This window comes from Mesorhizobium sp. WSM4842, assembly GCF_055901575.1.
In genome coordinates this window covers 2,750,493-2,776,033 of sequence record NZ_CM148372.1, presented here as the reverse complement: position 1 = coordinate 2,776,033, position 25,541 = coordinate 2,750,493, and the positions used below count along the sequence as shown (strand labels likewise).

At 62.1% G+C, this 25,541-nt stretch carries 24 protein-coding genes; 12 read left to right on the top strand and 12 right to left on the bottom strand.

The window, feature by feature from the left end:
- The first annotated feature begins 37 nt into the window (after nucleotides 1–37).
- A complete protein-coding gene (locus AC0NIE_RS13480; RefSeq protein WP_473487165.1) occupies nucleotides 38–1,888 on the top strand; it encodes an AsmA family protein in 1,851 nt (616 codons plus the stop codon).
- 48 nt (nucleotides 1,889–1,936) lie between these two features.
- Here AC0NIE_RS13480 and AC0NIE_RS13475 read toward each other — a convergent pair whose 3' ends face one another.
- The 5 genes from AC0NIE_RS13475 to AC0NIE_RS13455 all read right to left on the bottom strand — a co-directional run bounded on the left by AC0NIE_RS13475 (nucleotide 1,937) and on the right by AC0NIE_RS13455 (nucleotide 7,353).
- Nucleotides 1,937–2,755, bottom strand: coding sequence for an ABC transporter permease (locus AC0NIE_RS13475; protein WP_473487166.1), 819 nt, complete (start codon nucleotides 2,753–2,755; stop codon nucleotides 1,937–1,939).
- A complete protein-coding gene (locus AC0NIE_RS13470; RefSeq protein WP_473487167.1) occupies nucleotides 2,752–3,726 on the bottom strand; it encodes an ABC transporter permease subunit in 975 nt (324 codons plus the stop codon). Before AC0NIE_RS13470 ends, AC0NIE_RS13475 begins: the two co-directional genes overlap by 4 nt.
- An 8-nt stretch (nucleotides 3,727–3,734) precedes the next feature.
- Entirely contained in the window at nucleotides 3,735–4,874 is a 1,140-nt protein-coding gene (locus AC0NIE_RS13465) for an ABC transporter ATP-binding protein (RefSeq protein WP_473487168.1), read from the bottom strand.
- Nucleotides 4,875–4,947: 73 nt separating this feature from the next.
- Complete coding sequence (locus AC0NIE_RS13460) at nucleotides 4,948–6,045, bottom strand: polyamine ABC transporter substrate-binding protein (protein WP_258122033.1); 1,098 nt, start codon at nucleotides 6,043–6,045, stop codon at nucleotides 4,948–4,950.
- Nucleotides 6,046–6,402: 357 nt separating this feature from the next.
- Nucleotides 6,403–7,353, bottom strand: a complete 951-nt coding sequence (locus AC0NIE_RS13455; RefSeq protein ID WP_473487169.1) for a DMT family transporter — start codon at nucleotides 7,351–7,353, stop codon at nucleotides 6,403–6,405.
- Nucleotides 7,354–7,607: 254 nt separating this feature from the next.
- Between AC0NIE_RS13455 and AC0NIE_RS13450 the strand changes: the two genes are divergently transcribed.
- A complete protein-coding gene (locus AC0NIE_RS13450; RefSeq protein WP_473487170.1) occupies nucleotides 7,608–8,399 on the top strand; it encodes a class I SAM-dependent methyltransferase in 792 nt (263 codons plus the stop codon).
- A 41-nt stretch (nucleotides 8,400–8,440) separates the two neighbouring features.
- Here AC0NIE_RS13450 and AC0NIE_RS13445 read toward each other — a convergent pair whose 3' ends face one another.
- Complete coding sequence (locus AC0NIE_RS13445; protein ID WP_473487171.1) at nucleotides 8,441–9,892, bottom strand: helix-turn-helix domain-containing protein; 1,452 nt, start codon at nucleotides 9,890–9,892, stop codon at nucleotides 8,441–8,443.
- Nucleotides 9,893–10,139: 247 nt separating this feature from the next.
- On the opposite strand from AC0NIE_RS13445, the gene aceA reads away from it, so the two are divergent.
- From aceA to AC0NIE_RS13425, 4 genes are all read left to right on the top strand, one after another.
- Nucleotides 10,140–11,429: an isocitrate lyase gene (gene aceA, locus AC0NIE_RS13440; RefSeq protein WP_473487172.1), complete on the top strand. Its 1,290-nt coding sequence runs from the start codon at nucleotides 10,140–10,142 to the stop codon at nucleotides 11,427–11,429.
- A 55-nt stretch (nucleotides 11,430–11,484) separates the two neighbouring features.
- Nucleotides 11,485–11,727, top strand: a complete 243-nt coding sequence (locus AC0NIE_RS13435; RefSeq protein WP_077379645.1) for an SMc00767 family acetate metabolism repressor — start codon at nucleotides 11,485–11,487, stop codon at nucleotides 11,725–11,727.
- A gap of 310 nt (nucleotides 11,728–12,037) precedes the next feature.
- Entirely contained in the window at nucleotides 12,038–12,427 is a 390-nt protein-coding gene (locus tag AC0NIE_RS13430; RefSeq protein ID WP_473487200.1) for a response regulator, read from the top strand.
- 206 nt (nucleotides 12,428–12,633) lie between these two features.
- The gene (locus AC0NIE_RS13425; RefSeq protein WP_473487201.1) at nucleotides 12,634–13,077 is read left to right on the top strand and encodes a Fur family transcriptional regulator; all 444 of its coding nucleotides are present in this window, start codon (nucleotides 12,634–12,636) and stop codon (nucleotides 13,075–13,077) included.
- 10 nt (nucleotides 13,078–13,087) lie between these two features.
- On the opposite strand, the gene AC0NIE_RS13420 is transcribed toward AC0NIE_RS13425, so the two are convergent.
- The 5 genes from AC0NIE_RS13420 to AC0NIE_RS13400 all read right to left on the bottom strand — a co-directional run bounded on the left by AC0NIE_RS13420 (nucleotide 13,088) and on the right by AC0NIE_RS13400 (nucleotide 17,584).
- Nucleotides 13,088–13,933, bottom strand: coding sequence for a metal ABC transporter permease (locus AC0NIE_RS13420; protein WP_473487173.1), 846 nt, complete (start codon nucleotides 13,931–13,933; stop codon nucleotides 13,088–13,090).
- Nucleotides 13,930–14,787: an iron/manganese ABC transporter permease subunit SitC gene (gene sitC / locus AC0NIE_RS13415; RefSeq protein ID WP_258122026.1), complete on the bottom strand. Its 858-nt coding sequence runs from the start codon at nucleotides 14,785–14,787 to the stop codon at nucleotides 13,930–13,932. The genes AC0NIE_RS13420 and sitC overlap by 4 nt, the downstream gene beginning before the upstream one ends.
- Nucleotides 14,784–15,689, bottom strand: a complete 906-nt coding sequence (locus tag AC0NIE_RS13410) for a manganese/iron ABC transporter ATP-binding protein (RefSeq protein WP_473487174.1) — start codon at nucleotides 15,687–15,689, stop codon at nucleotides 14,784–14,786. The genes sitC and AC0NIE_RS13410 overlap by 4 nt, the downstream gene beginning before the upstream one ends.
- Nucleotides 15,686–16,567, bottom strand: coding sequence for a metal ABC transporter substrate-binding protein (locus AC0NIE_RS13405; protein WP_473487202.1), 882 nt, complete (start codon nucleotides 16,565–16,567; stop codon nucleotides 15,686–15,688). Before AC0NIE_RS13405 ends, AC0NIE_RS13410 begins: the two co-directional genes overlap by 4 nt.
- 300 nt (nucleotides 16,568–16,867) lie before the next feature.
- Complete coding sequence (locus AC0NIE_RS13400; protein WP_473487175.1) at nucleotides 16,868–17,584, bottom strand: HAD family hydrolase; 717 nt, start codon at nucleotides 17,582–17,584, stop codon at nucleotides 16,868–16,870.
- A gap of 149 nt (nucleotides 17,585–17,733) precedes the next feature.
- On the opposite strand from AC0NIE_RS13400, the gene AC0NIE_RS13395 reads away from it, so the two are divergent.
- The 4 genes from AC0NIE_RS13395 to AC0NIE_RS13380 all read left to right on the top strand — a co-directional run bounded on the left by AC0NIE_RS13395 (nucleotide 17,734) and on the right by AC0NIE_RS13380 (nucleotide 22,012).
- The gene (locus AC0NIE_RS13395) at nucleotides 17,734–19,170 is read left to right on the top strand and encodes a glutamine synthetase family protein (protein ID WP_165848439.1); all 1,437 of its coding nucleotides are present in this window, start codon (nucleotides 17,734–17,736) and stop codon (nucleotides 19,168–19,170) included.
- A gap of 47 nt (nucleotides 19,171–19,217) precedes the next feature.
- On the top strand, nucleotides 19,218–19,586 hold the full coding sequence (locus AC0NIE_RS13390; RefSeq protein WP_473487176.1) for a four helix bundle protein: 369 nt from the start codon (nucleotides 19,218–19,220) through the stop codon (nucleotides 19,584–19,586).
- An 82-nt stretch (nucleotides 19,587–19,668) separates the two neighbouring features.
- On the top strand, nucleotides 19,669–20,955 hold the full coding sequence (locus tag AC0NIE_RS13385) for an NAD(P)/FAD-dependent oxidoreductase (RefSeq protein ID WP_473487177.1): 1,287 nt from the start codon (nucleotides 19,669–19,671) through the stop codon (nucleotides 20,953–20,955).
- Nucleotides 20,956–21,184: 229 nt separating this feature from the next.
- Complete coding sequence (locus AC0NIE_RS13380; protein WP_473487178.1) at nucleotides 21,185–22,012, top strand: SH3 domain-containing protein; 828 nt, start codon at nucleotides 21,185–21,187, stop codon at nucleotides 22,010–22,012.
- A gap of 237 nt (nucleotides 22,013–22,249) precedes the next feature.
- Here AC0NIE_RS13380 and AC0NIE_RS13375 read toward each other — a convergent pair whose 3' ends face one another.
- Nucleotides 22,250–22,996: an SDR family oxidoreductase gene (locus tag AC0NIE_RS13375; protein ID WP_473487179.1), complete on the bottom strand. Its 747-nt coding sequence runs from the start codon at nucleotides 22,994–22,996 to the stop codon at nucleotides 22,250–22,252.
- 305 nt (nucleotides 22,997–23,301) lie between these two features.
- On the opposite strand from AC0NIE_RS13375, the gene zwf reads away from it, so the two are divergent.
- Nucleotides 23,302–24,771, top strand: a complete 1,470-nt coding sequence (gene zwf / locus AC0NIE_RS13370) for a glucose-6-phosphate dehydrogenase (protein ID WP_473487180.1) — start codon at nucleotides 23,302–23,304, stop codon at nucleotides 24,769–24,771.
- Nucleotides 24,753–25,469, top strand: a complete 717-nt coding sequence (gene pgl, locus AC0NIE_RS13365) for a 6-phosphogluconolactonase (RefSeq protein WP_473487181.1) — start codon at nucleotides 24,753–24,755, stop codon at nucleotides 25,467–25,469. The genes zwf and pgl overlap by 19 nt, the downstream gene beginning before the upstream one ends.
- Nucleotides 25,470–25,541: the final 72 nt, after the last annotated feature.

Sequence of the window (25,541 nt, the reverse complement as noted above, 5' to 3'; positions counted from 1 at the left end):
GGGCGATTCTTGTCGGAACGGAAGCATACGGGGCGACATGTCATCACCTTTGATCCGGCGCGGAATATGGGCGATCGGCGTTGCCGTGCTCGTCATCGCGCTGGCCGTTGCCGCCCTGCCGCTGGTCGCCTCGACCCGCATCGTGCGCGACCGCATCGCCTGGGAAATGAGTGCATGGAGCGGTTTCAGGGTCAACATCGACGGGGCCCCGCGGATCGAGGTCTGGCCGAATTTCCGGGCCATCCTGTCCGACGTGACGCTTTCGCAATGGACAGAGAGCGACGCGCCGCCTGTGATCGAGGCCGAACGGGTCGAGGTCAATCTCTCCGCCATGGCGGCGTTGCAGGGCGATGTGGTGTTTTCGACGGCGCGGCTGATCCGGCCGACGATCAGGGTTCAACGCGCAGCACATGGATTTTTCCTGCCTGCCCTGCCTTCAGGCGGACGCATCACGCGTTCCATCGACATCGCTCGCGCCGTGGTCAGCGCCAATCCGGCCAAGCCGGACCTGAGCAAGCTGCCGGCTGATCCGTTCGGCACCGTGGAGTTCAGGAACGGCCGCGTGGTGACCTCCGTCGATGGCAAGGACGCTGAGATACTGAGCAGCCTGAGCGGACAGGCGAACTGGGCCGCAATGAACAGCAATGCGACGCTGTCGGCGACCGGGATCTGGCGTGGCGAAAGCGTCGCTGTGGATGCCGCATCGTCGAACCCGCTGGTGCTGTTTGGGGGCGGTGCGGCGCCGATGACGCTTTCCTTCAAGGCGCCCCCTGCCAGTTTTTCCTTCGACGGCGTGGCCAGCATGTCCGAGAACGCCTATTTCGACGGCCAGGCGAAATTTGCCGCACCCTCGCTCAGGCGCGTGCTCGAATGGTCGCGGGCCGGCATCGCGCCGGGCGCGGCAATCGGCTCAGTTTCCGTTTCCAGCAAGGTTACGGCGACCTCCGGCCGCATTAAATTCGAAAACACCGAGATCGCTCTGGACGACAATCCGGGAATGGGTGCGCTGGACTTCTCCTTTGGCGAGGCGCGGCCGGTGATCGCCGGTACGCTCGCCTTCGAGACGCTCGACTTGCGGTCCTTTCTCTCCGCCTTCACACCCCTGGCGCCTACGAGCGGCGTTGGCCCCGGCGAAATCGACATAAGCGTCGCCGACCGGATCGATCTCGATCTCAGACTGTCGGCAGCTCAGGCCACCGCAGGCGCTATCCAGCTTGCCGACGTCGCTGCCGCCGCCCAGGTCAAGAACGGTCTTGCCGTCTTCGATATTTCCGATGCATCGGCCTTTGGCGGCAACATCCAGAGCAGTCTTCGTTTCGACCGCAAGCCGGGAGGCACGCAGGTCGAGATCAGGCTGCTCGCCTCCGACATCGACGGCGGCGCTTTTGGCACCGCAGCCGGAATGACGCGGCTGGTGCCGATCGGCACGGGAACCGTTTCGGTCATCCTCAAGGGGCCGGGCAGAACCTGGGATTCCATTTTCGAAAACGCCGACGGCTCGGTCTCGGCGAAATTCGGCCAGGGCGCGTTGAGCCGGTTCAACCTGCCGGCGTTTCTCAAACACAACGAACAGGGCGGGTTCTTCGCGCTCGACGATATCTCCGACGGAACGCTGCCGATCGACGGGGCCGAACTCAAGGCGAGCATCTCGAACGGTGTAGCGAAGATCGACAAGGCCGAAGCGAATTCGGCGAAGTACAAGATCTGGCTTTCCGGCATCGCCTCCTACGCCGGGCGCGGGCTGGCGCTGTCCGGCGGCATCATTCAGGCGGACCAGCCAGCCACGCAGACAAATAACCAGGGTCCCAACCAGTCCTCGTTCTTCGTCGGCGGAACGTGGAGCACGCCGTTCATTTCGCCGATAAGCCGCGGGGTTTCCGGAAAGTAGGCAGCGAGGCTGCCGCGGTCGTCGTCAGGAGTGCTTCCTGCCGGCTTTTCACCCACGCTGCGCCGCCTGCTCGTCCCGCTGGCGCTGCACCTCGCGACGCTTGTTGGCGAGCGAAGCGATGATGACGCCGACCGCCACGACCGCGATCAGGATGGTGCAGGCGGCGTTGATCTCCGGCGTCACACCGAGACGAACCTGGCTGTAGATCTTCATCGGCAGCGTGGTGGCGCCGGGCCCTGAGGTGAAGCTGGCGATGACCAGATCGTCGAGCGACAATGTGAACGCCAGCATCCAGCCAGACACAATCGCCGGCATGATGACCGGCAGCGTGATCTGGAAGAAGGTCTTCACCGGCGGCGCGCCAAGATCCATCGCGGCCTCTTCCAGCGAGCGGTCGAACGTGATCAAGCGCGACTGCACGACGACGGCGACGAAGCACATGGTCAGGGTGATATGGGCAAGCGTGACGGTGAGAAAGCCGCGGTCGAGACCGACGGCGACGAAGAGTAGCAGCAGCGACAGGCCGGTGATGACTTCCGGCATGACCAGCGGCGCAAACACCATGCCGGAAAACAACGTCCGGCCCTTGAAGCGCGTGTAGCGGGTCAAGGTGAGAGCTGCCAGCGTGCCGAGCACGGTCGCCACGGTGGCCGAGATGACGGCGACGCGGGCCGTTACCCAGGTGGCGTCCATGAGGCCCCGGTTGTGGAACAGCGAGACGTACCATTTGGTCGAGAAGCCGCCCCAGACAGTGACCAGTTTCGACTCGTTGAAGGAGAAGACGACGAGCAGGACGATCGGCAGGTAAAGAAAGGCAAAGCCGAGCACGATCGAAGTGATGTTGAAGCGGCTCCAAGTCGGGTTCATTTGTCCTGCTCCTGGGCGCGGGCCTGGGCCCGCTGGAAGAGCATGATCGGCACGATCAGCAGCAACAGCAGGATGACGGCGACGGCCGACGACACCGGCCAGTCGCGATTGGCGAAGAACTCGTTCCACAGCGTCTTGCCGATCATCAGCGTCTGCGAGCCGCCGAGCAGGTCGGGAATGACGAACTCGCCGACGGCGGGAATAAACACCAGCAGGCAGCCGGCGATGACGCCGGGCAGCGACAGCGGAAAGGTGATCTTCCAAAAGGCGCTGGTCGGCGGGCAACCGAGATCCTTGGCCGCCTCGATCAGCGAATAATCCATTTTCTCGAGGGCGGAATAAAGCGGCAGCACCATGAACGGCAGATAGGAATAGACGATGCCGATGAAGATCGCCGTATAGGTGTTGAGGATGATCAGCGGCTGGCTGATGACGCCGGTGGCGAGCAGGAACTGGTTGAGCAGCCCCTCGGGCTTGAGGATGCCGATCCAGGCGTAGACGCGGATCAGGAACGAGGTCCAGAATGGCAGGATCACCAGCATCAGCAAAGTCGGGCGCAGCATCGCCGGCGCGCGGGCCATGCCATAGGCGATCGGGTAGCCGACAAGCAATGTCAGCACCGTCGAAATGGCGGCGACAACGACGCTCGTCACATAGGCGTTGACGTAGAGCGCGTCCTGCGTCAGCCATGTGTAGTTATCGATGCTGAGCTGTTTGAGCTGAGCAAAAAAACCGGAAAGCCCATCCCCGAAGCCAAGTACCGGCGTGTAGGGCGGTATAGCGATCGCCGTCTGCGACAGCGAAATCTTGAAGACGATGACGAACGGAATGAGGAAGAAGAAGACCAGCCAGAGATAGGGGATGATGATGACAAGGCGGCCAACGAAGGCCTCGCCCAGTCTGGCCAGGGCGGATTTGCCCGCGTCGGCGGCCCGAGAGCTTGTTGCAGCGGTGACAGCGGCATTCGACATGACCGCCTCTATCGTGTCAGCACGACGCCGGCGTCCGGCCTGAACGACACCCAGGCACGGTCGTTCCAGCTCAGCGGATCCTCGGTGATGCGGGCCGCGTTCATCGTGCTGGCCCGCACCACGTGGCCGTCGTCCAGCCTGACGTGATAGACGGTCATGTCGCCGAGATAGGCGATATCGTAGACCTCGCCTTCGATGGCGTTGACAGCGCCCGCCGGTCTCGTCGAGGATATCTTGATCTTCTCCGGCCTGATGGCGAAGGCGACGGCCGCGCCGGTGGCGGCATCGCCGGCATTCTCGGCCCGGATGGTGATGCCGTTGCCCGCATCGATGCTTGCCGCGCCGGCCTCGCCATGCGCAATCTTGCCTTCGAACATGTTGACGTTGCCGACAAAGCCGGCGACGAAACGGGAGCCCGGCGCCTCGTAGACTTCCGCCGGCGTCGCTACCTGCATCACCTCGCCCTTGTCGATGATGGCGATACGGTCGGCCATGGTCATCGCCTCTTCCTGGTCGTGGGTGACGACGACGAAGGTGAGGCCGAGTGACTGCTGCAGGTCCATCAGCTCGAACTGTGTTTCCTCGCGCAGCTTCTTGTCCAGCGCGCCCAGAGGCTCGTCGAGCAGCAGCACCTTCGGCCGCTTGGCGACCGAGCGGGCAAGCGCGACGCGCTGGCGCTGGCCGCCGGACAGTTGGTGCGGCTTGCGCTTGGCGAACTGCTCGAGCTTGACCAGCTTCAGCATCTCTCCAACGCGCGCCGCGATCTCGGGCTTCGGCATGCCGTCCTGCTTGAGGCCGAAAGCGATGTTGTTCTCGACCGTCATATGCGGGAACAACGCGTAGGATTGGAACATCATGTTGACCGGCCGCCGGTATGGTGGGATGCCGCGCAGATCCTGGCCATCAAGCAGGATGCGGCCGGCGGTCGGCTCCTCAAAGCCGGCGAGCATCCGCAAAAGCGTCGATTTTCCACAGCCCGACGCCCCGAGCAGGGCAAAAAACTCGCGCTCGAATATGGTCAGCGACAAATTGTTGACGGCGGTGAAGTCACCGAACTTCTTGGTGACCTTGTCGAACTGGATGTATGGCTTGGCGTTCGGGTCGTTCCACGGCGCGAAATCCCTGCGGATGCTGCCAAGCGATTTCATATCCCACTCCGTCCTGCGTCCTATCCCCAGAAGATTTGACCCCGGCAGCACCTGCGGGGTCGTTGATTGTCGCTTACTGCCCGGTGACGATCTTGGTCCAGGTGCGGGTGACGACGCGCTGGGTCTTGGAATCGTAGGGGGCGATGGTGAACAGCTTCGCCAACGTCGCCTCGTCCGGATAGATCGCCGGATCCTCGAGTATCTCCTTGTTGATGAACTGCTGCGACGCCTTGTTGCCGTTGGCGTAGAAGACGTAGTTGCTCGACTTGGCGATCACCTCCGGCTTCATCATGTAATTCAGGAATTCATGCGCCTCGGCGACATGCGGCGCGTCGGCCGGGATCGCCATCTGGTCAAACCACATTTCGGCACCTTCCTTCGGCACGGAATAGCCGATCTCGACGCCCTGATTTGCCTCCGTCGCACGGTCGCGCGCCTGGAACACGTCGCCCGACCAGCCGACGGCCAGGCAGATGTCGCCATTGGCCAGGGCGTTGATGTATTCCGACGAGTGGAACTTGCGGATGTAAGGCCTGATCTTCAGCATCAGTTCTTCCGCCTTGGCGAAATCGTCCAGCGACGTGGTCTCGGGATCGATACCCAGATATTTGAAGGCGTTCGGGAGGATGTCGCTCGGAGAGTCGAGGACATAGACGCCGCAATCCTTCAGCTTGGCCAGCTTTTCCGGGTTGAAGAACACGTCCCAGCTATCGATCTTGTCGGTGCCGAGCGCTTCCTGCACCTTCTTGATGTTATAGCCGAGGCCGACCGTGCCCCACATGTAGTTGATCGAATATTCGTTGCCGGGATCGTACTTGGCTGTGCGCTCCGAAACGACGTCCCACATGTTGGAAATGTTGGGCAGCTTCGACTTGTCGAGCTTCTGGAACACACCTGCCTGGATCTGGCGTGCGAGGAAATTGGCGGTCGGCACGACGACGTCGTAGCCGCTGCCGCCGGCAAGCAGTTTCGTCTCCAGGAGCTCGTTGGAATCGAAGGTGTCGTAGGTGACCTTGATGCCCGTTTCCTTGGTGAAATCCTCGATAATCGAGCTGTCGATGTAATCCGACCAGTTATAGACATTGACGACGCGGTCCTGGGCATGAGCGCCGAGGGTGAAAAGCGTCAGAAATGCCGAGGTCGCCGAAAGCCAGAATGCTTTGCGGGTCATGCGTGTCTCCTTTGATGAGTGTTCCATCGCCAGCTCGTCGCGGGGCTGCGCGGCTGGCGTTTGCTTCAGATTATTGGGCTTTCCGACAAGCGACAAGCGCGAACCGCCGACACCCTGGTGGTTCGATGTGCGGCGGCCGAGTCCCCCGTTCCCATGTCGTGATCCAGGTGGCATTCCGGCGCCGTCAAAGGCTCTCGCCACGGCGCGGGCAGGGATACGACGATGTTGTCCGGTCTCGGTCGGGCCGGAGGGGAGACTTGGCAAGATGAGCCTGTCTTGTTGTTGCCGTATTTGCAGCCTGCCCGCGCGGCTGCGCCATTGTCAATGGCTCATCTCGCTTTGGCGCGTGCGCTGCAATCAATTAGGCGACGGCATGCCGGTGACACCCGGCCGCACCGGCCGCGCCTGACGCTTGAATTCGAGCCCGATATGGACGAGCAGCGCCGTGACCACCACCGCGCCGCCAAGGATGGTGCGTCCCGACGGCACCTCGGAATGGATGAGCCAGACCCAGATCGGGCCGAGGATCGGCTCGAAAGTGCCGAGCAGTGCTGCGATCGCTGCTGGAACAAGCCGGGCGCCGGTGGCGAAGAAGGCAAGGCCGAGACCCAGATTGACCACGCCGAATGCAAACAGGAAGCCCATGTCGCTGCTGGAAACGCCGAATTGCGACGCCTGCGACGCGGCGAATGCGGCGGCAAGCATCGTGCCGAGGCAGGTCGCCGGCGTCATGCGCACATGGGCAAAGCGTCGCGTGATGACGGTGGCGATCGAAAACATCACAGCGATGAGCAGCGCCAAGCCGTCGCCGATAGGCGACACGGCGCCATCGAGCGACTCCGATACCATGATGGCAACGCCGGCAATGACGGCTGCAATCGCCACCCAGGTCGCCACGGCTACCCGTTCGCGAAACAGCACCCAGGCAAACATCGCCGCCAGGAGCGGCACGCCCGCCTGCATCAAAAGGATATTGGCGACGGTGGTGTAGGCAAGCGCCACGACGAACGAGGTCGATGCGGTGGCGAAGCAGAACGCCACGGCAAGGCCGGGCAGGCCCATGCTGCGGAACAACCTTACCGTGCCGTGCCAGCCGTCGCGCCAGATCATGAAGCAGATGAGGAAGGCGGCGGCCCAGACCGAGCGCCAGAACACCACCGTCCAGCTGTCGCCGGCGTCGATGAAACGGGCGATGGCGCCGCCGAAACTCCACATCAGCGCCGACAGCAATATCAACAGGAAGCCGACACGCTCGTCACGCGGCGAGACGGCAGGGGAAACAACTATCGCTGATGATGAATCGGTCATGAATGCGACTGTCGGCGATTTCGGGGCAGCACGATGCACAGCGGACGACAGAAACGTGCATTAATCGCGTAACGCAAAGACGAAGATCGGGCGTGATCCAGCACCGTGTTCCGTTTGGCGCACTGACTAGCGCACACACGGGGCAAGACGGTCGTGCGGAGCTGGCAGGGATAGTTTACGATGCGAGGCTGGACGGCTACTGCGTGACAAGAGAAGCCCCGTGACCGACGTAAATAACATGTGTAGGGCGACCCATGGATGAGCCATTCTACAAGACGGCGGCGATTGGCTATGACGAGCTGTTCGCCCGCGCAACGAACTCGTTCATTCCATCCTTGCTGAAGGCAGCGCAAATTGCGCCTGCCCATCGGGTGCTCGACGTCGCAACGGGTACAGGAGCAGCAGCGCAAGCTGCAGCGATCGTGGTAGGCCCATCCGGCTCTGTCACTGCCGGCGATATCTCGCCGGCCATGCTCGAATCTGCCAAACGCAATTTGAAGAACCAGCCAATCACCCTCGCAACGTTTGACGCTCACGCGCTCCCTTACGAGGATTGTCGGTTCGATGCGGTGATCTGTCAGCTTGGGCTCATGTTCTTCTCAGACCCGCTTGGAGCGCTTTCGGAGTTTCGTCGGGTTCTGCGCCCCAACGGCTGGACTGCAGTTAGCGTGACGACGACGCCGGAGCGCTCGCTGTTCGCCAGAATAGGCGCGGTAATCGCCCGTTGCGCACCCGAAAAAGCCGAAAAGCTAAATCGCTTCTTCTCCATCCCTGACGCGACATGCTTGCATTCCTTGCTCCACCGCGCCGGGTTTCAAGAGGTCTATGTCCAGCTTGAAACTCGGCCCATCAAATTCTCATCTTTCGACCATTATTTCAGCGGAATCACCAAAGGAGCAACATTGAGCGGTCAGGAGTATGTCCAGCTTCCTCCAGTCATGCAGGTCACAGTGCGCGAGGAAGTCTGGCGCGGGCTGGCTTCGCCGAGCGTTGGAGAGCCGCTGACGATTGAGATGGACGTCCTGATAGGCAGCGGTGGGCGGTAGAACAATGCGCCGAGCGCAATTTGATGGAAACGCTGTGCCCGTCACTGGAAATCGAACGCGCTTAGTCCGGTCACCATCTCGTCAAGGCCGAGCGGGCGCGTCACCGGCGGCTCGGCGCGGGCGAGGCAGCCGATGCGTTCACACAGCCGGCAGGCCGGGCCAATCGGCGTGGCCGGACTGGCGCCCTGTCCGGCTTTTCCGGTCGCGGCGGCTGCCCCCGGCAGTGCCGCGCCGTAGACGATCTCGTCACGAAAGCCGATATCGCAGCCCAACAGAAGGGCGGTACGGCGCGGTCGCTCCGAAAACGAGCCTTGCGGTCCTTCGAGCGTGCGGGCGACGCAGAGGAACTCGGCGCCGTCGGGCATTTCCACCGCCTCTACGAAGATCCGGCCGGGCTGGGTAAAGGCGGCATGCACGGGAAGCTTCGGACAGCCGCCGCCGAAGCGGCTTTGCGGAAAACCCTGGCTGCCCGCCTTGCGGAAGCGGTTGCCGGCATTATCGACCTCGAGCATGAAGAACGGCACGCCCGGCGTGCCCGGCCGCTGCAGCATGGTCAGACGGTTCGCCGCCTGCTCGAAGGAGACGCCGAAGCGCGAGCGCAGCACGTCGATGTCGTAACGCGCGCGTATCGCGGCTGCGTGAAAGGATTGATAGGGCATCATCAGCGCGTGGGCGGCGTAGCGGCCAAGCTCGAAGCGGGCAAGCCGGCGGGCTTCATCCGTGGTCAGCTTCAGCGCCTGGATCTCGCTTGCCACCGCGACCGTCATGCGGATCAGGCAGGCCTCCATCGCCACCTCGCGCAACTGATCGAACGGCGACAGGCGCTCGGACAGAAACAGGCGTTGCGAGTGGCGGTCGTAGCGGCGGCGCCAGTTCGGCATGGTGGCGACCGGCAGCACCTTGACGACGATGGCGAATTCGCGCTTCAGCCAGGCCTTCAACGCACCGAACAGATCGTCGCCGGGATCGAGAACCGACGTGAATGCCTCGGACTCCTCTTCGAGCGCGGCAAAATGGTTCGGCCGGCGCTCGAAAATCTCGTGCACCTCGTCGATCGGCAAGCGGGCGCCGGCGAGTGCCGTCGCTTTGCCCTCACGCGCGAGAAGCTCGTTGAGATCGGAAAGGCGCTCGGCCTGCTCGCGATAGGCGCGAAACAGTTTTATCACCGCGGCGGAAGCGTTGGGCGCCGCCTCTGCAAGCTCGATCAGTTCCTGGTCACCAGGCAATTCGCCGACCAGCAGCGGGTCTGAAAACACTTCCTTCAAGGCAGCGACCGACCCCCGAGCCTCGCCCTGCAATTCATGCGGGTCGACCTTGTAGACGGATGCCAGCTTGAGGATCAGCTGAACCGTCAGCGGCCGCTGGTTGCGCTCGATGAGATTGAGGTAGGACGGCGAGATGCCGAGCCCTTCGGCCATCGCGGTCTGGGTCAGGCCCTTGGCGCTGCGGATGCGGCGGATGCGCGGCCCGGCGAAGATCTTCTGATCGGCCACTCGACTGTCCTTGACAGAAATTTACATGGCTTCCGTGCGGCGGGGCCATATCCGGCTTTTACAATCGTGACGGATTTACAGTGCCTGCCTGTCAAACGCAACACAGGTTTTCTCTTATTTTCCAGCCAATCTTCTGGTTTTCCTCGCCTGTTTCTCACTGAAATGTAAATGCTGTCACACCAAAACGACGCAGAAATCTCCATGAGGCGGCGTTTCCATCCCAGCAGCGATTTATCCGGAGTGACAAATGACCGATTTTTACAACCTCGTCCCCTCGGCACCGGAAGGCCGCTTCGACGGCATCGAGCGGCCCTACTCGCCGGACGACGTGAAGCGGCTGCGCGGTTCGGTCCAGATCCGGCAGAGTCTCGCCGAAATGGGCGCCAACCGGCTCTGGCAGCTCATCCACGAAGAGGACTTCGTCAACGCGCTCGGCGCCATGTCGGGCAATCAGGCGATGCAGCAGGTCCGGGCCGGGCTGAAGGCGATCTACCTGTCTGGATGGCAGGTCGCCGCCGACGCCAACACCGCATCCGCCATGTATCCGGACCAATCGCTTTATCCCGCCAATGCGGCGCCCGAACTGGTCAAGCGCATCAACCGCACCCTGCAGCGCGCCGACCAGATCGAGACCTCCGAAGGCAAGGGACTTTCGGTCGACACCTGGTTCGCGCCTGTTGTCGCCGATGCGGAAGCCGGCTTCGGCGGACCGCTCAATGCCTTCGAGATCATGAAGGCCTTCATCGAGGCGGGTGCCGCCGGCGTCCACTACGAGGACCAGCTGGCGTCGGAGAAGAAATGCGGCCATCTCGGCGGCAAGGTGCTGATCCCGACCGCCGCACACATCCGCAACCTCAACGCCGCGCGACTTGCCGCCGACGTCATGGGCACGCCGACGCTGGTCGTCGCACGCACCGACGCGGAAGCGGCAAAGCTGCTCACCTCCGACATCGACGAGCGCGACCAGCCCTTCGTCGACTATGGCGCCGGCCGCACGGTGGAGGGCTTCTATCCCGTCAGAAACGGCATCGAGCCTTGCATCGCGCGGGCCGTCGCCTACGCGCCCTACGCCGACCTGATCTGGTGCGAAACCTCCAAGCCCGATCTGGCGCAGGCCAAGAAGTTCGCTGAGGGCGTGCACAGGCACCATCCCGGCAAGCTTCTCGCTTACAATTGCTCGCCGTCGTTCAACTGGAAGAAGAACCTCGATGACGCCACGATCGCCAGGTTCCAGAAGGAACTCGGCGCCATGGGCTACAAGTTCCAGTTCATCACGCTGGCCGGTTTTCACCAGCTCAATTTCGGCATGTTCGAACTCGCCCGCGGCTACAAGGCGCGGCAGATGGCGGCTTATTCCGAGTTGCAGGAAGCTGAATTCGCGGCGGAAGCCCACGGCTATACCGCGACCAAGCACCAGCGCGAAGTCGGCACCGGCTATTTCGACGCCGTGTCGATGGCGATCAGCGGTGGCCGGTCTTCGACCACGGCCATGCATGAATCGACCGAGCACGCCCAGTTCAAACCGGCGGCGGAATAGCACAAACGCAACAAAATAGAGGTAACGCCCCGAAGGGGTATAAAGGAGAAGACCAATGGCATCGATAAGCCGCGTCAAGGAACGGGCCGAAGAACAGGCCACCACCATGACCGTCGACCAGCAAGCGACCATCCGCATGCTGGCGAATGACCTGCACAGGCTCAACCAGTCGGTGATGAAGGCGGTCGAGGCCGGTGTGTCGGTGGAGCTCGTGCGCTCGGCACGTCACCATGGCGGCGACGGCAACTGGGGCGATCTGCTTATCCCGGTGATCGTCACCCAGCGGAGCCTCGGCTGACCGAAATCCGACCAAAGCCTGTCGGTGGAATCGGCATCACCTGCGCAGTCTCTGCGCAGGTGATCTGCGTCTGCACGACCAGTTTGCATAGGGCAAGAACAGAACTTGCTTTAAATTTTAACGTTTCTTGCGATATTCTGGATATCCGCCATTTCAGCTTGACACAGGCAGCGATCTCACGGCAATTATTTCTAAAGTTTCAACCCTGCATTGAAACCAGACGAGTGCCCCCACGCTCATGCGCGCCATGAACCGCGATCCCAGAACCGTAAGCCACCTGACTTTGGGGAGCCGGAATGTGGACCGCGAGATGCTCACGGACTTCACCCGCGTGCTCGTCGTCGGGAAGTCGCCGGTCAACAGGGTGGTGGTTTCGAAAATCGTCGAACGATCCGGGCTCAAACCGATCTCGGAATCGCCCGAAACGGCAGCAACGACGCTGCGATCGCTCATTCCCGGAGCTGTCGTCCTCGATGGCGGAGCGGACAACCGGGACTGCGACGCGCTGATGTCCGGTATCGACGCGCTGCGGCGCACCTCGGGCAGGTCGCATCCCTCGGTGATCCTGCTTTCGACCAAGAACGGCACACCGGAGAGCCTCGGCCTGTCGAGCGTCATCGATGCGGTAGTCGTCAAACCAATCACGACCGAACGGCTGCAGCCGGTGATCGACCATTTGATCGGGCTCGGACGCAGCTAGCCGGCGTCCTCTATCCGGCTCACATGCCCTCCCTCGATCCTTGCGATCGGATCTGGATATCTTTATGTTGAGTGGATGACCGCCTGACAGCGAACCCAGTCCGATGTCCTTTTGCAATTGCGACGCATCTGGGGTAGCAGCTTCGAACAAATCCGCAGGCATGTTCCGACTTCGCGACATGGCTGTCGATATTGGCGGATCATGACATGTCCTCAGAACAGACCATCGCCGCGCTTTGCAGGAAACTCGGGCTGCGCATCACCGGTCCGCGCCGCGTCATCATGCGTGTTATATCCGAATCCAGTGACCATCCGGATGTGGTGGAACTCCATCGCCGCGTTGTCGCCATTGAGCCAACGATCGCGCTCGCCACTGTCTATCGCACCGTCAGCCTTCTGCGCGAAAAGGGCATTCTGGAGCGGCACACCTTTGGCGATCGGCGCGCCAGATACGAAACGGTCCCCCGTGAGCATCACGATCATCTCATCAACATCGAGACGGGAGACGTCGTCGAATTCCAGTCGGCGGAGATCGAGCGGCTCCAAGAGGAAATCGCTCGACGGCACGGATTCACGATCATCAGCCACAGATTGGAGATCTACGTGAAGCCAATCCAGAAAACGCGACGCTCTCGTAAATCCGGAGAATGACTGCCCGTTTCTAGCTTTCCTCGGCAATCTCCATTCGGCTCACTTTGAGTGTGGTAACGGCGAAGGCCGCGATGAAGGCGGCGGACAGCATGAGAACGATGGTCGGCGCCGGTGCGCTGTCGATGAAGAAGGACAGATAGACGCCGAGAAACGACGCGGCGACCGCGATCATCACCGACAGGATCAGCATGGCGCTGAACTTCCTTGTCAGCAGGAAAGCGATGGCGCCAGGCGCGATCAGCATGGCGATGGCCATGATGATGCCGACCGCCTTCAGCGCGCCGACGATGGTGAGAGAGATCAGGCAAAGCAGGCCGTAGTGGAGCAGGTTGACCCGAAGGCCAACCGCCCGAGCCTGAGCCGGATCGAAGGCGTGCAGCAGGAAGTCGCGCCACTTGATCCCGATGATGCCGGCCGTGATCGCAGCAATGAGCCCCGTTTCGACGATGTCGCGCAAGCCGATGCCCAGCACGTCACCGAACAATATGTGGTCGAGATGCACGTCGGACTGGATCTTTACGTAGAGCACCAGGCCGAGGCCGAACATGCCGGAGAAGACGATGCCCATTATCGTGTCCTGCTTGATGCGGCTGTTATCCTTGAGGAAGCCGGTGGCGAGAGCGCAGACCATCCCGGCGGCGAAGGCACCGACCGAATAGGGAAATCCGACGATGTAGGCGATGACCACGCCGGGAAAGACGGCGTGGCTGATGGCGTCGCCCATCAGCGACCAGCCCTTGAGAACGAGGAAGCAGGAGAGCAGCGCAGTCGGCACAGCGACCAGAACCGAAACAATCAGGGCATTGACCATGAAGCCGAACTGGAAGGGGGAAAGCAGCGTATCGAGGATGCTCATGGGCTGGCCTCCAAGATCCTCGCCGCGCGGCGGCGGGCTGCCAGCATTCCGTGCTTGGGAGCGAAGAAGAAGGCGGCGAGAAAGATCAGCGTCTGCAGGACGACAATGATGCCGCCGGTGGCGCCGTCGAGGAAATAGCTGGCATAGGCGCCGCTGAAACTCGTGGCCGCGCCGATTACAACCGCGATGACGAGCAGGCGCGGAAAGCGGTCCGTCAGAAGATAGGCGGTCGCGCCGGGAGTCACCACCATGCAGATGACGAGGAAGGCGCCGACGGTCTGAAGCGCGGCGACCGTGGAGGCCGATAGCAGCATGAAGAACATGATCTTGAGCGCGCTCGGGTTGAGGCCGATCGAGCGGGCATGGCTCTCGTCGAAGAAGACCACCATCAGATCCTTCCATTTCACCAGCAGGATGGCGAGCGAGACGAAGCCTATGATGGCGAGTTGAAGCGTGTCTTCCGGGGTGATGGCCAGGATGTTGCCGAGCACGATCGTCTGGATATTCACGGAGGTCGGTGACAGCGACACCATGAACAGGCCGAGGCCGAAGAAAGAGGAGAAGATCAGGCCGATGATGGCGTCTTCCTTCAGCTTGGTGCGCTGGTTGAGGAAGAGCATCGCCGCAGCGGCGAGCCCGCCGGAGAAGAAGGCGCCGATCGAGAAGGGAAGGCCCAGCATATAGGCGCCGGCGACGCCTGGCACGATCGAATGCGAGAGCGCGTCGCCGATCAGCGACCAGCCTTTCAGCATCAGATAGCAGGACAGGAAGGCGCAGACACCCCCGACCAAGGCGGACACCCACATGGCATTGAGCATGTATTCGTAGCCGAACGGCTCGAACAGGATACTCATTCGTCGCGTTCCCGCATCTTTTGCTGCATGGCTCCGTTCTCTCCGTAGAAGACCAGTGGCCGCTCGTCGTCGGTGATGACGGCAAGGCGGCGCCTGTCGTCGTCCTCATGCAGCCCGGCGCCGCCGAGCACGAAATGACGCAAGACGCCGCCGAAAGCCTTTTCCAGGTTCGCCTGCGTGAAGGTCTGTCCTGTAGGCCCGTAGGCAAGGACCGTGTTCCGGAGCAGCACGGCACGATCGCAGAACTCCGGCACGCTACCCAGATTATGCGTCGAGACCAGCATCACTCGGCCTTCGTCCCGGAGCGCGCGCAGCAGTTCGACGATAGCGTCCTCGGTCCTGACGTCGACGCCGGTGAAGGGCTCGTCGAGCAGGATGACGCGCCCATCCTGCGCCAGCGCCCGAGCGAGAAAGACGCGCTTCTTCTGCCCGCCCGAAAGCTCGCCGATCTGGCGCTTGCGGAAATCGCTCATGCCGACACGCGCAAGCGCGGCGGTAACCGCCTCGCGATCAGCAGCCTTCGGAATGCGCATCATGCCCATATGGCCGTAGCGACCCATCATGACGACGTCCTCGACCAGTACTGGAAAGTCCCAGTCGACCTCCTCGGCTTGCGGCACATAGGCGACGACGTTCTTCCTCAGCGCGGCCGCGGCCGGCTGTCCGAGAACAAAAATCTCTCCCTTTGCCAGCCGCACGAAGCCCATGATGGCTTTGAACAGCGTCGACTTGCCCGAGCCGTTGACACCGACAAGTGCCGTGATCGTGCCTGTCGGAATTTCAAAGCTCGCATCCCGCAGCGCCGTCTGGCCGTTGCGGTAGGTGACGGTCGCGCCGCGGACGGCGAGGCCGCCTCCCGCATCCTCGAACGCGGGGGCAAGAGGCGGAACGGCTTCGTTCATTGCGACAGCCCTGCGGCGAGGCCTTTCTGAACCGTATCCGAAGTCACACGCAGCAGATCGATATAGGTTGGCACCGGGCCGTCCGCCTCGCTGAGAGAATCAACGTAGAGCACGCCGCCGTAATGCACCCCCGTCTCGCGCGCGACCTGCCGGGCCGGCTTGTCCGACACGGTGCTTTCGCTGAAGACGGCGACGATCTTGTTTTCCCTGACGGCGTCGATCACCTTGCGAACCTGCTGCGGGGTGCCTTGCTGGTCAGCGTTGATCGGCCACAAATAAAGCTCCTTCAGCTCGAAATCGCGTGCGAGGTAGGAGAAAGCGCCTTCGCTCGATACCAGCCAGCGCCGATCCTTCGGGATCGAGGCAAGCTTATCGCGGATCGGCGCGACGGCCGCCTCTATCTTTGCCTTGTAGGCTTCTGCATTGGCCTTGTAGGTCTCGGCATGCGCCGGATCGTGCTCGACGAAGGCATCGCGGATGTTGTCGACGTAGATCAGCGCGTTTGTCGGGGACATCCAGGCATGCGGGTTCGGTTTCCCAGTATAGGGTCCCTCGGCGATGCTCATCGGTTGGACGCCCTCGGAGATGATAGCGCCTGGCACGTCGCTGAGATTCTGGAAGAATTTTTCGAACCAGAGTTCGAGGTTGAGCCCGTTCCACAGAATGAGCTGTGCGCCCTGCGCCCGCTGAATGTCGCCCGGGGTCGGCGCGTAATTGTGGATCTCCGCTCCCGGCTTGGTGATCGATTCCACGATTGCTGCGTCGCCCGCCACGTTCTTCGCCATGTCGGCGATGACGGTGAAGGTCGTCACGGCCTTGAACTTTTCCTGCGCTTTCGCTGGGCTTGAAGCAACTGCCGCAGCGAACATTGTAGCCATCAACCCGACGACAACCAACCGCCCGTATCTCTCGATCATCAAAATCTCCTGTCGCGATTTGCTCGCATGTCCCGCGGGCGGCCGCCATTATGCGACAGTGACGCTGCGCTTGTCGCATATTCTGCAATTGCGACTGATTTGCAAGTAGAAAACGGTTTTGCATCGTGGATTGTACACGGCCGCGCGATGGAGTTCAGCGACAGCGCGGCCCTTGGCGAAGCGGACAACTAGGATTGCGATGCGCAATGTCCGGCATCGATGCTCTGCGGCGCACGTCCGGTTCGACGCCGGGACAAGCAATCAGCTGGCTTTCCCGATGCTTTCGACCAGCCCGGGCAGTTCCGAGAGATCGGCTATCTGGCGGAAGCGAGGCGCGGTGACCGGCGGCTCGACATGTTCCAGCACCCAGGTCAACTCATGCGGCACGTGGATGCCCCAACTGCCGGCCTCGATGGCCGGCACCACGTCCGACTTGAGCGAATTGCCGACCATCATGCTTTTTTCGGCGCCATCACCGTGGCGGCTGAAGATGCTGCTATAAGTAGCGGGGCTCTTGTCGCTGACGATCTCGACTGCATCGAACAGGTCGCCGAGGCCCGATTGCGCCAGCTTGCGTTCCTGATCGAAAAGGTCGCCCTTGGTGATCAGCACCAGGCGATACGCGCCCGCCAGCTTTTCAACGGTTTCGCGCGCATGGGGCAGCGCCTCGATCGGATGGCCAAGCATCTCGCGGCCCGCCGCAAGAATCTCGGCGATGACCGAGGCCGGCGCGCGGCCCTCGGTAATCTCGATCGCCGTTTCGATCATCGACAGGGTAAACCCCTTGATGCCGAAGCCGTAGACGGCGAGGTTGCGCTTCTCGGCCTCCAGCAATCTTGCCGAGATGTGCTCCTCCTCGGCATGATCGGCGAGCAGCGCGGCAAAGCGCTTTTCGGTCATGCGGAAGAACTGCTCGTTCTGCCAGAGCGTGTCGTCGGCATCGAAGCCGATCGTGGTCAACTCATGATTGTTCGGCATTCGACGTCTTCAACCGAGGTCATTGAACATGCGTCGAACCTAAGCTGCTTGGCGCGGTTTTCAACTGGGCAGGCGAACGCAACCGCGCTCCCCTTCCCTTCCATCGCCGGCCCCGGCTATACTCCCAAATCCGCAACCCAATCTGGTGAATGATGCCGCCTGCAAAAAAGGAAGTCCGCCCGTCGAGCCGCGGAGGACGTATCCGCACGCCTGCCTTCGTGAAAAATCAACGTGGTGTGAAAAACTGGAAGGAAGTCGGCGCCTGGCTGGCGTGGCGCGGCATCGAGGATATCGAATGCATCACACCCGACCAGGCCGGTGTTGCTCGCGGCAAGATGATGCCGTCGAAGAAATTCACCTCCAACACCTCACTGGCGCTGCCTTCGGCGGTGTTCATGACGACGATCTCCGGCGGCTACCCGGAAGACGGCAACGGCTTCCACTATCCGGAGGACGACGGCGACCTCAAGCTGATGCCGGACCTGTCGACGCTGACCGTGGTGCCGTGGGAAGAGGACCCGACGGCGGCGGTCATCTGCGACCTCGTCCACCAGGACGGCCGCTCGGTCGAGTTCACGCCGCGCAACGTGCTGAAGCGTGTGCTTGCCGCTTACGACAAGCGCGGGCTGAAGCCGGTGGTGGCGCCCGAGATCGAGTTCTACCTGGTGCGCAAGAATCCCGATCCGGACTACCCGCTGACGCCGCCGGTCGGGCGTTCGGGACGGGCGATCGGCGGTGGCGCCGGTTATTCGATCGCCGGCGTCAACGAGTTCGACGAACTGATCGACGACATCTACCATTTCTCCGAAAGCCAGGGCCTGGAGATCGATACGCTGATCCACGAGGAAGGCGCCGGCCAGCTCGAGATCAATCTGCGCCATGGCGATCCGATCGAACTCGCCGACCAGGTGTTCATGTTCAAGCGGACCATCCGCGAGGCGGCGCTGAAGCATGAGATCTACGCCACCTTCATGGCCAAGCCGATCCAGGGGCAGCCCGGGTCGGCCATGCATATCCACCAGTCGATCATCGACAAGAAGACCGGCAAGAACGTCTTTTCCGCCGAGGACGGCTCGGAAACCGAAGCCTTCTTCCATTTCCTCGGCGGCATGCAAAAACATGTGCCGAACGCGCTGGTGATGTTTGCGCCCTATGTCAATTCCTATCGCCGGCTGACGCAGTCGGCTTCGGCGCCGGTCAACAACAAATGGGGCTACGACAATCGCACTACCGCCTTCCGCGTTCCACGCTCCGACCCGGCAGCCAGGCGCGTCGAGAACCGCATCCCCTCATCCGACGCCAATCCCTATCTGGCGCTGGCCGCATCGCTTGCCTGCGGGCTCATCGGCATGACCAACAAGATCAAGGCCGAACCGCCGGTTCTCACCACCGCCAACGAGGCAGAGATCGACCTGCCGCGCAGCCTGCTCGAAGCCGTCGACCTGTTCGAAGCCGACGAGGAACTCTGCGCGCTGCTCGGCAAGTCGTTTGCCGCGACCTATGCGGCGATCAAGCGGGCGGAATTCGAGACCTTCATGGAAGTGATCAGCCCGTGGGAGCGGGAGTATCTGTTGTTGAATGTGTAGGAGGGAGTAGGGGAGTAGGGGAGTAGGGGAGTAGGGGAGTAGGGCGAATGGCTGAGAAAACGGGTTCTTACAAGGACTTAATAGTCTGGCAGCAGGCAATGGACCTTGCGGTGGCTGTGTACGGCGCGACGAAATCCTGGCCGAAGGAGGAGCTTTATGGACTGACCAGCCAAGTGCGGCGCGCCGCAAGCTCGGTGCCGGCGAACATAGCGGAAGGCTATGGCAGAGAGGTCAGGGGTTCCTATCAGCAATTCCTCCGTATCGCTCAAGGGTCACTGAAGGAACTGGAAACTCAGCTTCTGATCGCTGAGCGTACCGGCATCACACCGAATGCCACCGCGGCGCCATTGTTGGCGAGCACCGAAAGTGTAGGAAAGCTTCTTCGACTTCTAATCCGCAACCTTTCAGCCGACTAGCATCTCCCCTCCCCTATTCCCCTATTCCCCTATTCCCTTACTCCCCTACTCCCCTACTCCCCTACTCCCCTACTTGAGCATCATGCCCTACCAATCCCCAATCTCCCCCGGCCGTTCCTGGTATGAGGACACGGCCGGGCCGCGGCCCGAATACCCGGCGCTCGACGGCGACCGGACATGCGACATCGTGATCGTCGGCGGCGGCTTTACCGGCCTGTCGGCGGCGGCGCACCTCGCCAAGGCCGGCTGCAATGTCGCGCTGATCGAAGCGCATCGTTTCGGCGACGGCGCATCGGGCCGCAATGGCGGCCAGCTCGGCACCGGCCAGCGCGCCTGGGCCGAGGAACTGGAGGCCGACTACGGCTTTTCCCGTGCCAAGGCGCTGTTCGACCTCGCCGAAGAGGCCAAGGCGCATCTCCTCGAGTTCGCCGCTGCCAACAAGATCGAGATCGACTACATGCCCGGCCAGATGTCGGTGGCGCACAAGCAGCGCTATGTCGAGGATTACAAGGCGCATGCCGAGATCATGGCGAACCGCTTCGGCTATCCGCATATCACCTTCATGGACGCCAAGGAGACGGCGGAGCGGTTGGGCTCGACGCGCTACTTCGGCGGCACCCGCGATACCGGCACCGGGCACATCCATCCGCTGAAACTGGTGATCGGCACGGCAAAGGTGGCGGCGCAGGCTGGCGCGCAGCTGTTCGAGCAGACGCCGGCGACCGGCATCGCGTCCGTTGGCGGCAGGGTCAGGGTTACGACGCCGAAGGGCACGATATCAGCCGAGAAATGTCTGATCGGCGTCAACGCCCATGGCGGCACGCTCGAGCCGATCAGTGCCGCGCATATCATGCCGATCGGCTCCTTCATCGGCGCGACGGTGCCACTGGGGGCTGACACAAACGTGCTGCCGGGCGGTGAGGCGGTCGATGATTCCCGCTTCGTCGTGCGCTACTTCCGCAAATCGACGGATGGGCGGCTGCTGTTCGGCGGGCGCGAGATCTATGCCGTCAACGATCCGAAAGACATCCATGTCCACATCCGCCGGCAGATCGCCGAGCTTTACCCAGCGCTGAAGGACGTCGAGATCACCCATGGCTGGGGCGGCTATGTCGGCATCACGATGCCGAGAAAACCGTTCGTGCGCGAGGTGATGCCCAATGTGATCTCGGTCGGCGGCTATTCCGGCCACGGCGTCATGCTGTCGAACTTTTTCGGCAAGCTCTATGCCGAAACCGTTGCCGGCAACCGCGACCGGCTGAGGCTGATCGAGGACCTGAAAATCCCGGCCTTTCCCGGTGGCCGGCGCTTCCGCGCGCCTCTGCTGTTTCTTGCGCTCAACTGGTATGCATTGAGAGACCGTATCTAACCATAGGTTGCAAAATCCCTTGCAAGTTGCAGAATCTCTCGCAAAGGTACAGAATCCGCCCGGTAAGGGCGCAGTGATGACACAATCGCCGGCAAAGGATGCGCGCTCAGGGCAGTTGAACGGGGATTTTGCGGGCCTGCCCGCGTTGGTTTGGGACCGATGCCGACCAAGTGCCGGTTTTCCCGGCACAGGTCGTAAGAACGTCGGCCCGCAAATGGAGGTTGCAAGAGTGAGTGAGCCCTTGAGTTTCGGCGCGCCGAAACGGCGGCGCTTTGCGATGCAGTTTGGCTACGACATGCAGCCCAGGTTCTGGCGGCAAATCCGGTCGAACCTGCATCTGGTTATCGCCGCGTTTGGCACAGCAGCGCTGCTTGGCGTCGCCGCGGTGGCGCTATGGCTGGCATTGCCGGCCACCGAGAGACAAGTGGTTGCGAGTCCCGAGCAGATCGTTTCAAGCATTCCGGTAAAAACATCAAGGATCGTGCCGGCTGCGGCCTCGAAGGTCGCCGCGGTGCAGCAGGGCACGGGCAAGACCGATGCGGTTTCTCCGGCGATGGCTGCAGCGAAGGCCGAGATAGCGGCGCTGGCGCCCAATGATCCTCGCTGGACAGGATCGGGACCGAAGACCACACCCGGCCAGATGGCAGGCCAGGCTGAAAAAACGGCAGACAAACCGTCCGCCGCGTCGGCACTCGCCGATCCGGCAGCGAAAACCAAAGTGGCAGCATTGCTTGCCAAAGTCGCCGCTCCCAACAAGACGGCGACGGACGGTGCGCAAACCGCCGCCATTCCCTCCCCGAAGCCGGAAGAGCCGGCGGCGACACAGAAGGATGCCACCCAGGCCAAAGTCGAGGCCAAGCAGCCGAGCGCGGCAGATACCGGACGCATCCTCAGGGGCGTCACCATGCGCACCGGTCCGAAGAACAGTGCGCCCGCCATCGTCACCATTCCCGCCAAGACCTCGGTTCAGGTGATGGGCTGCAAGAAATGGTGCCAGATCGTCTACAACGGCAAACGCGGCTGGATCTACAAGAGCTTCGTCAAGACCGGCGCCTAATGCATGTCGCGCAAAAGCATGCCCTCGGGCTTGAAGGTGCTGCAGCGGTTTTGCGACAACGACATGCATAAAAACAAGAACCTAAAACGCGTCGCATGAGTCCATTCAAAGGCGACGCGCTTTAGGGGCCGGTCAGCCCATTCTTTGACGTTGCCCACGGCTCATTTGGCTGACGCAATCAGCCGCCGGGTGCGAAGAGCGATCAAGTCAAACTTGAACCCGACAGCGCCGGACGGCTCAGATGCACCGTCCACCGTCGACTTCCAGCGCCACGCCAGTGATGAAAGCCGCCTCGTCCGAAGCCAGCCAGAGCGCCGCGTTGGCTATGTCGAGCGGCGTCGAAAGCCGGCCAAGCGGGATAGACGCGCGGAATTTCTCACGGATTTCGGGTGTGTCGGCGCCCATGAATTTTTCCAGCATGCCGGTCTCGCCGGCGACCGGACACAGGCAGTTGACGCGGATGTTCTTCGGCGCAAGTTCCACCGCCATGGATTTGGTCGCGGTGATCGCCCAGCCCTTCGACGCATTGTACCAGGTGAGGCCAGGCCGCGGCCTGATGCCGGCGGTCGAGGCCGTGGTCAGGATAACGCCGCCGCCTTGCCTATCCATGACCGGCACGACCGCCAGAGCGGCGTGATAGATCGCCTTCATGTTGACGGCCGTGATCAGATCGAAGGTCGTCTCGTCGACCTCGAGCATATCGCCGTTGCGATGGGTGTAGCCGGCATTGTTGACCATGATATCGATGCGGCCGAAGGCACTCTTTGCGGCATCGACCATCTCGTCGAACTCGGAACGCGTCGAGACGTCCGTCTGGGTCCAGATCGCAGCCCGGCCGATTTCGTTGGCGACGCGTTCGGCGCCCCTGGCGTTGAGGTCGGCGACAACGACCTTGGCGCCCTCTTCGGCAAAGCGCTTGGCGATACCCTCGCCGAAACCTGACGCGGCACCGGTGATAATGGCTACTTTGTTTTCCAGGCGCATGGCTTTCTCACTCATGATTGAAGACGATCGCTCGGGCAGCCGCCGGCAATGGCTGCCGAAAGATCAATATACCCTCGATTTCTCCTTTGGCTTTCGCCTCGATCCCGCTCTATGCTGCAACTGCGAAGGCCTCCCGGAACACGTTGCCGACAAGCCGCCGGGTTGCGCCAGTGTCAAGGGCACACCTCGGGACCAATCGGTAAAACCCGATTGGCCTTGGGGTGTGGCGTCGTGACACTGGAAAATCTAAATCGATTAGATTATATCGACCGCGTCACAGCGACCGGCGTCAAAGCGGACAGACCATGACCAGCCAGATCATTCCCGTCGACCCTTTCGACTTCATCATTTTCGGCGGCACCGGCGATCTTTCGGAACGCAAGCTTTTGCCGTCGCTGTATCACCGCCAGCGCGGCCATCAGTTTTCCGAACCGACGCGCATCATCGGCACCTCGCGCTCGAAGATGACCGACGAGGAATTCCAGGCGTTCGCCAGGCAAGCGATTTCCGACCATGTGAAGCCGGCCGATATCGACGCCACGGAGTTGAAGACGTTTCTTGGCCGGCTTTCCTATGTCTCGGCCGACGCGACGACCGGCGCGGGCTTCGACAAATTGAAGAAGGCGATCGGCGACAGCGAATGCATCCGCGCCTTCTACCTGGCGGTGGCGCCGGCGCTGTTCGGCGAAATCTCGCACAAGCTGAAAGAGAACGGGCTGATCACGCCGAACTCGCGCATCGTGCTGGAGAAGCCGATCGGGCGCGATCTCGCCTCGGCGCGCGAGCTCAACGATCTGGTCGGCGACGATTTCCATGAAAGCCAGATTTTTCGCATAGATCACTATCTCGGCAAGGAGACGGTGCAGAACCTGATGGCGCTGCGCTTTGCCAATGCGCTCTACGAGCCGCTGTGGAATTCCGCGAATGTCGACCATGTGCAGATCACCGTAGCCGAGACCGTCGGTCTCGAAGACCGCGTCACCTACTACGACAAGGCCGGTGCGCTGCGCGACATGGTGCAGAACCACATGCTGCAGCTTCTCTGCCTCGTCGCGATGGAGGCGCCGTCGTCGATGGACGCCGATGCGGTGCGCGACGAAAAACTAAAGGTGTTGCGCGCGCTGAAACGCATTAACGGCAACGAAGCCCCCAAGCACACAGTACGCGGCCAGTACCGTGCCGGGGCCTCGGCCGGCGGGCCAGTGAAAGGTTATGTCGAGGAGCTCGGCAAGAACAGCAACACTGAGACCTTCGTTGCGCTCAAGGCCGAAATCGGCAACTGGCGCTGGGCGGGCGTGCCGTTCTACCTCAGAACGGGCAAACGGCTGGCGACACGCGTTTCGGAGATCGTCATCGAATTCAAGCCGATCCCGCATTCGATCTTCGGCGACAGCGCCGGGCCGATCTCGGCAAACCAGCTGGTCATCAGGCTGCAGCCCGACGAAGGCGTCAAGCAGTTCATCATGATCAAGGATCCGGGGCCCGGCGGCATGCGGCTGCGCCAGATCCCGCTTGACATGAGCTTCGCGCAATCCTTCGACGGCCGCGCGCCCGACGCCTATGAGCGACTGATCATGGACGTCATCCGTGGCAACCAGACGCTGTTCATGCGCCGCGACGAGGTCGAGGCAGCGTGGAAGTGGATCGACCCGATCCAGGACGCATGGGAAAGCGCCAGGCAAGAGGCGCAGGGCTATACGGCCGGCACATGGGGCCCCTCGGCTTCGATTGCGCTGATCGAACGCGACGGGCGGACATGGCACGAGAGCAATTGAACAGCGCCGCGTATAGCTGGCACGCGTTTGCCGAACGCCAGGACCTGGCGGCAGCACTTGCCGGCCACGTCGCAGGCCGCCTGACCAATGCAATCGCTGAGCGCGGCACGGCATTGCTCGCCGTTTCCGGCGGCACGACGCCGGCGAAATTTTTCGCATCGCTTTCGAATATCCCGATCGTCTGGAACAAGGTCACGGTGACGCTGGTCGACGAGCGTTGCGTGCCGGCCTCCTCTCCGCGCTCCAACGCCGGGCTGGTCGCTGCCAATCTTTTGCAGAACGCGGCCGCAGCCGCACGTTTCGTGCCGCTCTATCAGGAGGCAGCAAGCATCGGCGATACGTTGGAGGCCGACAGCAGGATGTTGCGGTCGCTGCCCTGGCCGCTCGATGTGGTCGTGCTTGGCATGGGAGCCGATGGCCATACCGCATCGTTCTTTCCGGATGCCGACAATCTGGAAAAACTGCTCGACCCGTTCTCGGAAAGGGTTGTGCTCCCGGTTCACGCGGCAAGCGCCGGCGAGCCGCGCCTGACGCTGTCGCTGGCGCGGATCGTCAGCGCCGGCTTCGTCGCGCTGCACATCGAGGGCGAGGACAAGCGCAAGGCATTCGAAAGCGCGATGGCATCGCAATCGCGAAAACCCATTCGCGCCGTGCTCGACGCCGCCGAGAGACCCGTAGAGGTTTTCTGGGCACCCTGATTTCAACTTGCCGAGGGGTCCCGGCAGATCGCCGGACGGTGTTTGCGGGACCTCGCCTGAAAGGACCGATCG

Coding starts and splice junctions, on each gene's coding strand:
- AC0NIE_RS13435 (WP_077379645.1), top strand. CDS start 11,485: ATGGCATCGATAAGCCGCGTCAAGGAACGGGCCGAAGAACAGGCCACC.
- AC0NIE_RS13480 (WP_473487165.1), top strand. CDS start 38: ATGTCATCACCTTTGATCCGGCGCGGAATATGGGCGATCGGCGTTGCC.
- AC0NIE_RS13395 (WP_165848439.1), top strand. CDS start 17,734: ATGATGCCGCCTGCAAAAAAGGAAGTCCGCCCGTCGAGCCGCGGAGGA.
- AC0NIE_RS13425 (WP_473487201.1), top strand. CDS start 12,634: ATGTCCTCAGAACAGACCATCGCCGCGCTTTGCAGGAAACTCGGGCTG.
- AC0NIE_RS13450 (WP_473487170.1), top strand. CDS start 7,608: ATGGATGAGCCATTCTACAAGACGGCGGCGATTGGCTATGACGAGCTG.
- AC0NIE_RS13460 (WP_258122033.1), bottom strand. CDS start 6,045: ATGACCCGCAAAGCATTCTGGCTTTCGGCGACCTCGGCATTTCTGACG.
- AC0NIE_RS13470 (WP_473487167.1), bottom strand. CDS start 3,726: ATGTCGAATGCCGCTGTCACCGCTGCAACAAGCTCTCGGGCCGCCGAC.
- AC0NIE_RS13420 (WP_473487173.1), bottom strand. CDS start 13,933: ATGAGCATCCTCGATACGCTGCTTTCCCCCTTCCAGTTCGGCTTCATG.
- zwf (WP_473487180.1), top strand. CDS start 23,302: ATGACCAGCCAGATCATTCCCGTCGACCCTTTCGACTTCATCATTTTC.
- AC0NIE_RS13455 (WP_473487169.1), bottom strand. CDS start 7,353: ATGACCGATTCATCATCAGCGATAGTTGTTTCCCCTGCCGTCTCGCCG.
- AC0NIE_RS13430 (WP_473487200.1), top strand. CDS start 12,038: ATGCTCACGGACTTCACCCGCGTGCTCGTCGTCGGGAAGTCGCCGGTC.
- AC0NIE_RS13405 (WP_473487202.1), bottom strand. CDS start 16,567: ATGGCTACAATGTTCGCTGCGGCAGTTGCTTCAAGCCCAGCGAAAGCG.
- aceA (WP_473487172.1), top strand. CDS start 10,140: ATGACCGATTTTTACAACCTCGTCCCCTCGGCACCGGAAGGCCGCTTC.
- pgl (WP_473487181.1), top strand. CDS start 24,753: ATGGCACGAGAGCAATTGAACAGCGCCGCGTATAGCTGGCACGCGTTT.
- AC0NIE_RS13375 (WP_473487179.1), bottom strand. CDS start 22,996: ATGCGCCTGGAAAACAAAGTAGCCATTATCACCGGTGCCGCGTCAGGT.
- AC0NIE_RS13465 (WP_473487168.1), bottom strand. CDS start 4,874: ATGAAATCGCTTGGCAGCATCCGCAGGGATTTCGCGCCGTGGAACGAC.
- AC0NIE_RS13410 (WP_473487174.1), bottom strand. CDS start 15,689: ATGAACGAAGCCGTTCCGCCTCTTGCCCCCGCGTTCGAGGATGCGGGA.
- AC0NIE_RS13475 (WP_473487166.1), bottom strand. CDS start 2,755: ATGAACCCGACTTGGAGCCGCTTCAACATCACTTCGATCGTGCTCGGC.
- sitC (WP_258122026.1), bottom strand. CDS start 14,787: ATGAGTATCCTGTTCGAGCCGTTCGGCTACGAATACATGCTCAATGCC.
- AC0NIE_RS13400 (WP_473487175.1), bottom strand. CDS start 17,584: ATGCCGAACAATCATGAGTTGACCACGATCGGCTTCGATGCCGACGAC.
- AC0NIE_RS13390 (WP_473487176.1), top strand. CDS start 19,218: ATGGCTGAGAAAACGGGTTCTTACAAGGACTTAATAGTCTGGCAGCAG.
- AC0NIE_RS13385 (WP_473487177.1), top strand. CDS start 19,669: ATGCCCTACCAATCCCCAATCTCCCCCGGCCGTTCCTGGTATGAGGAC.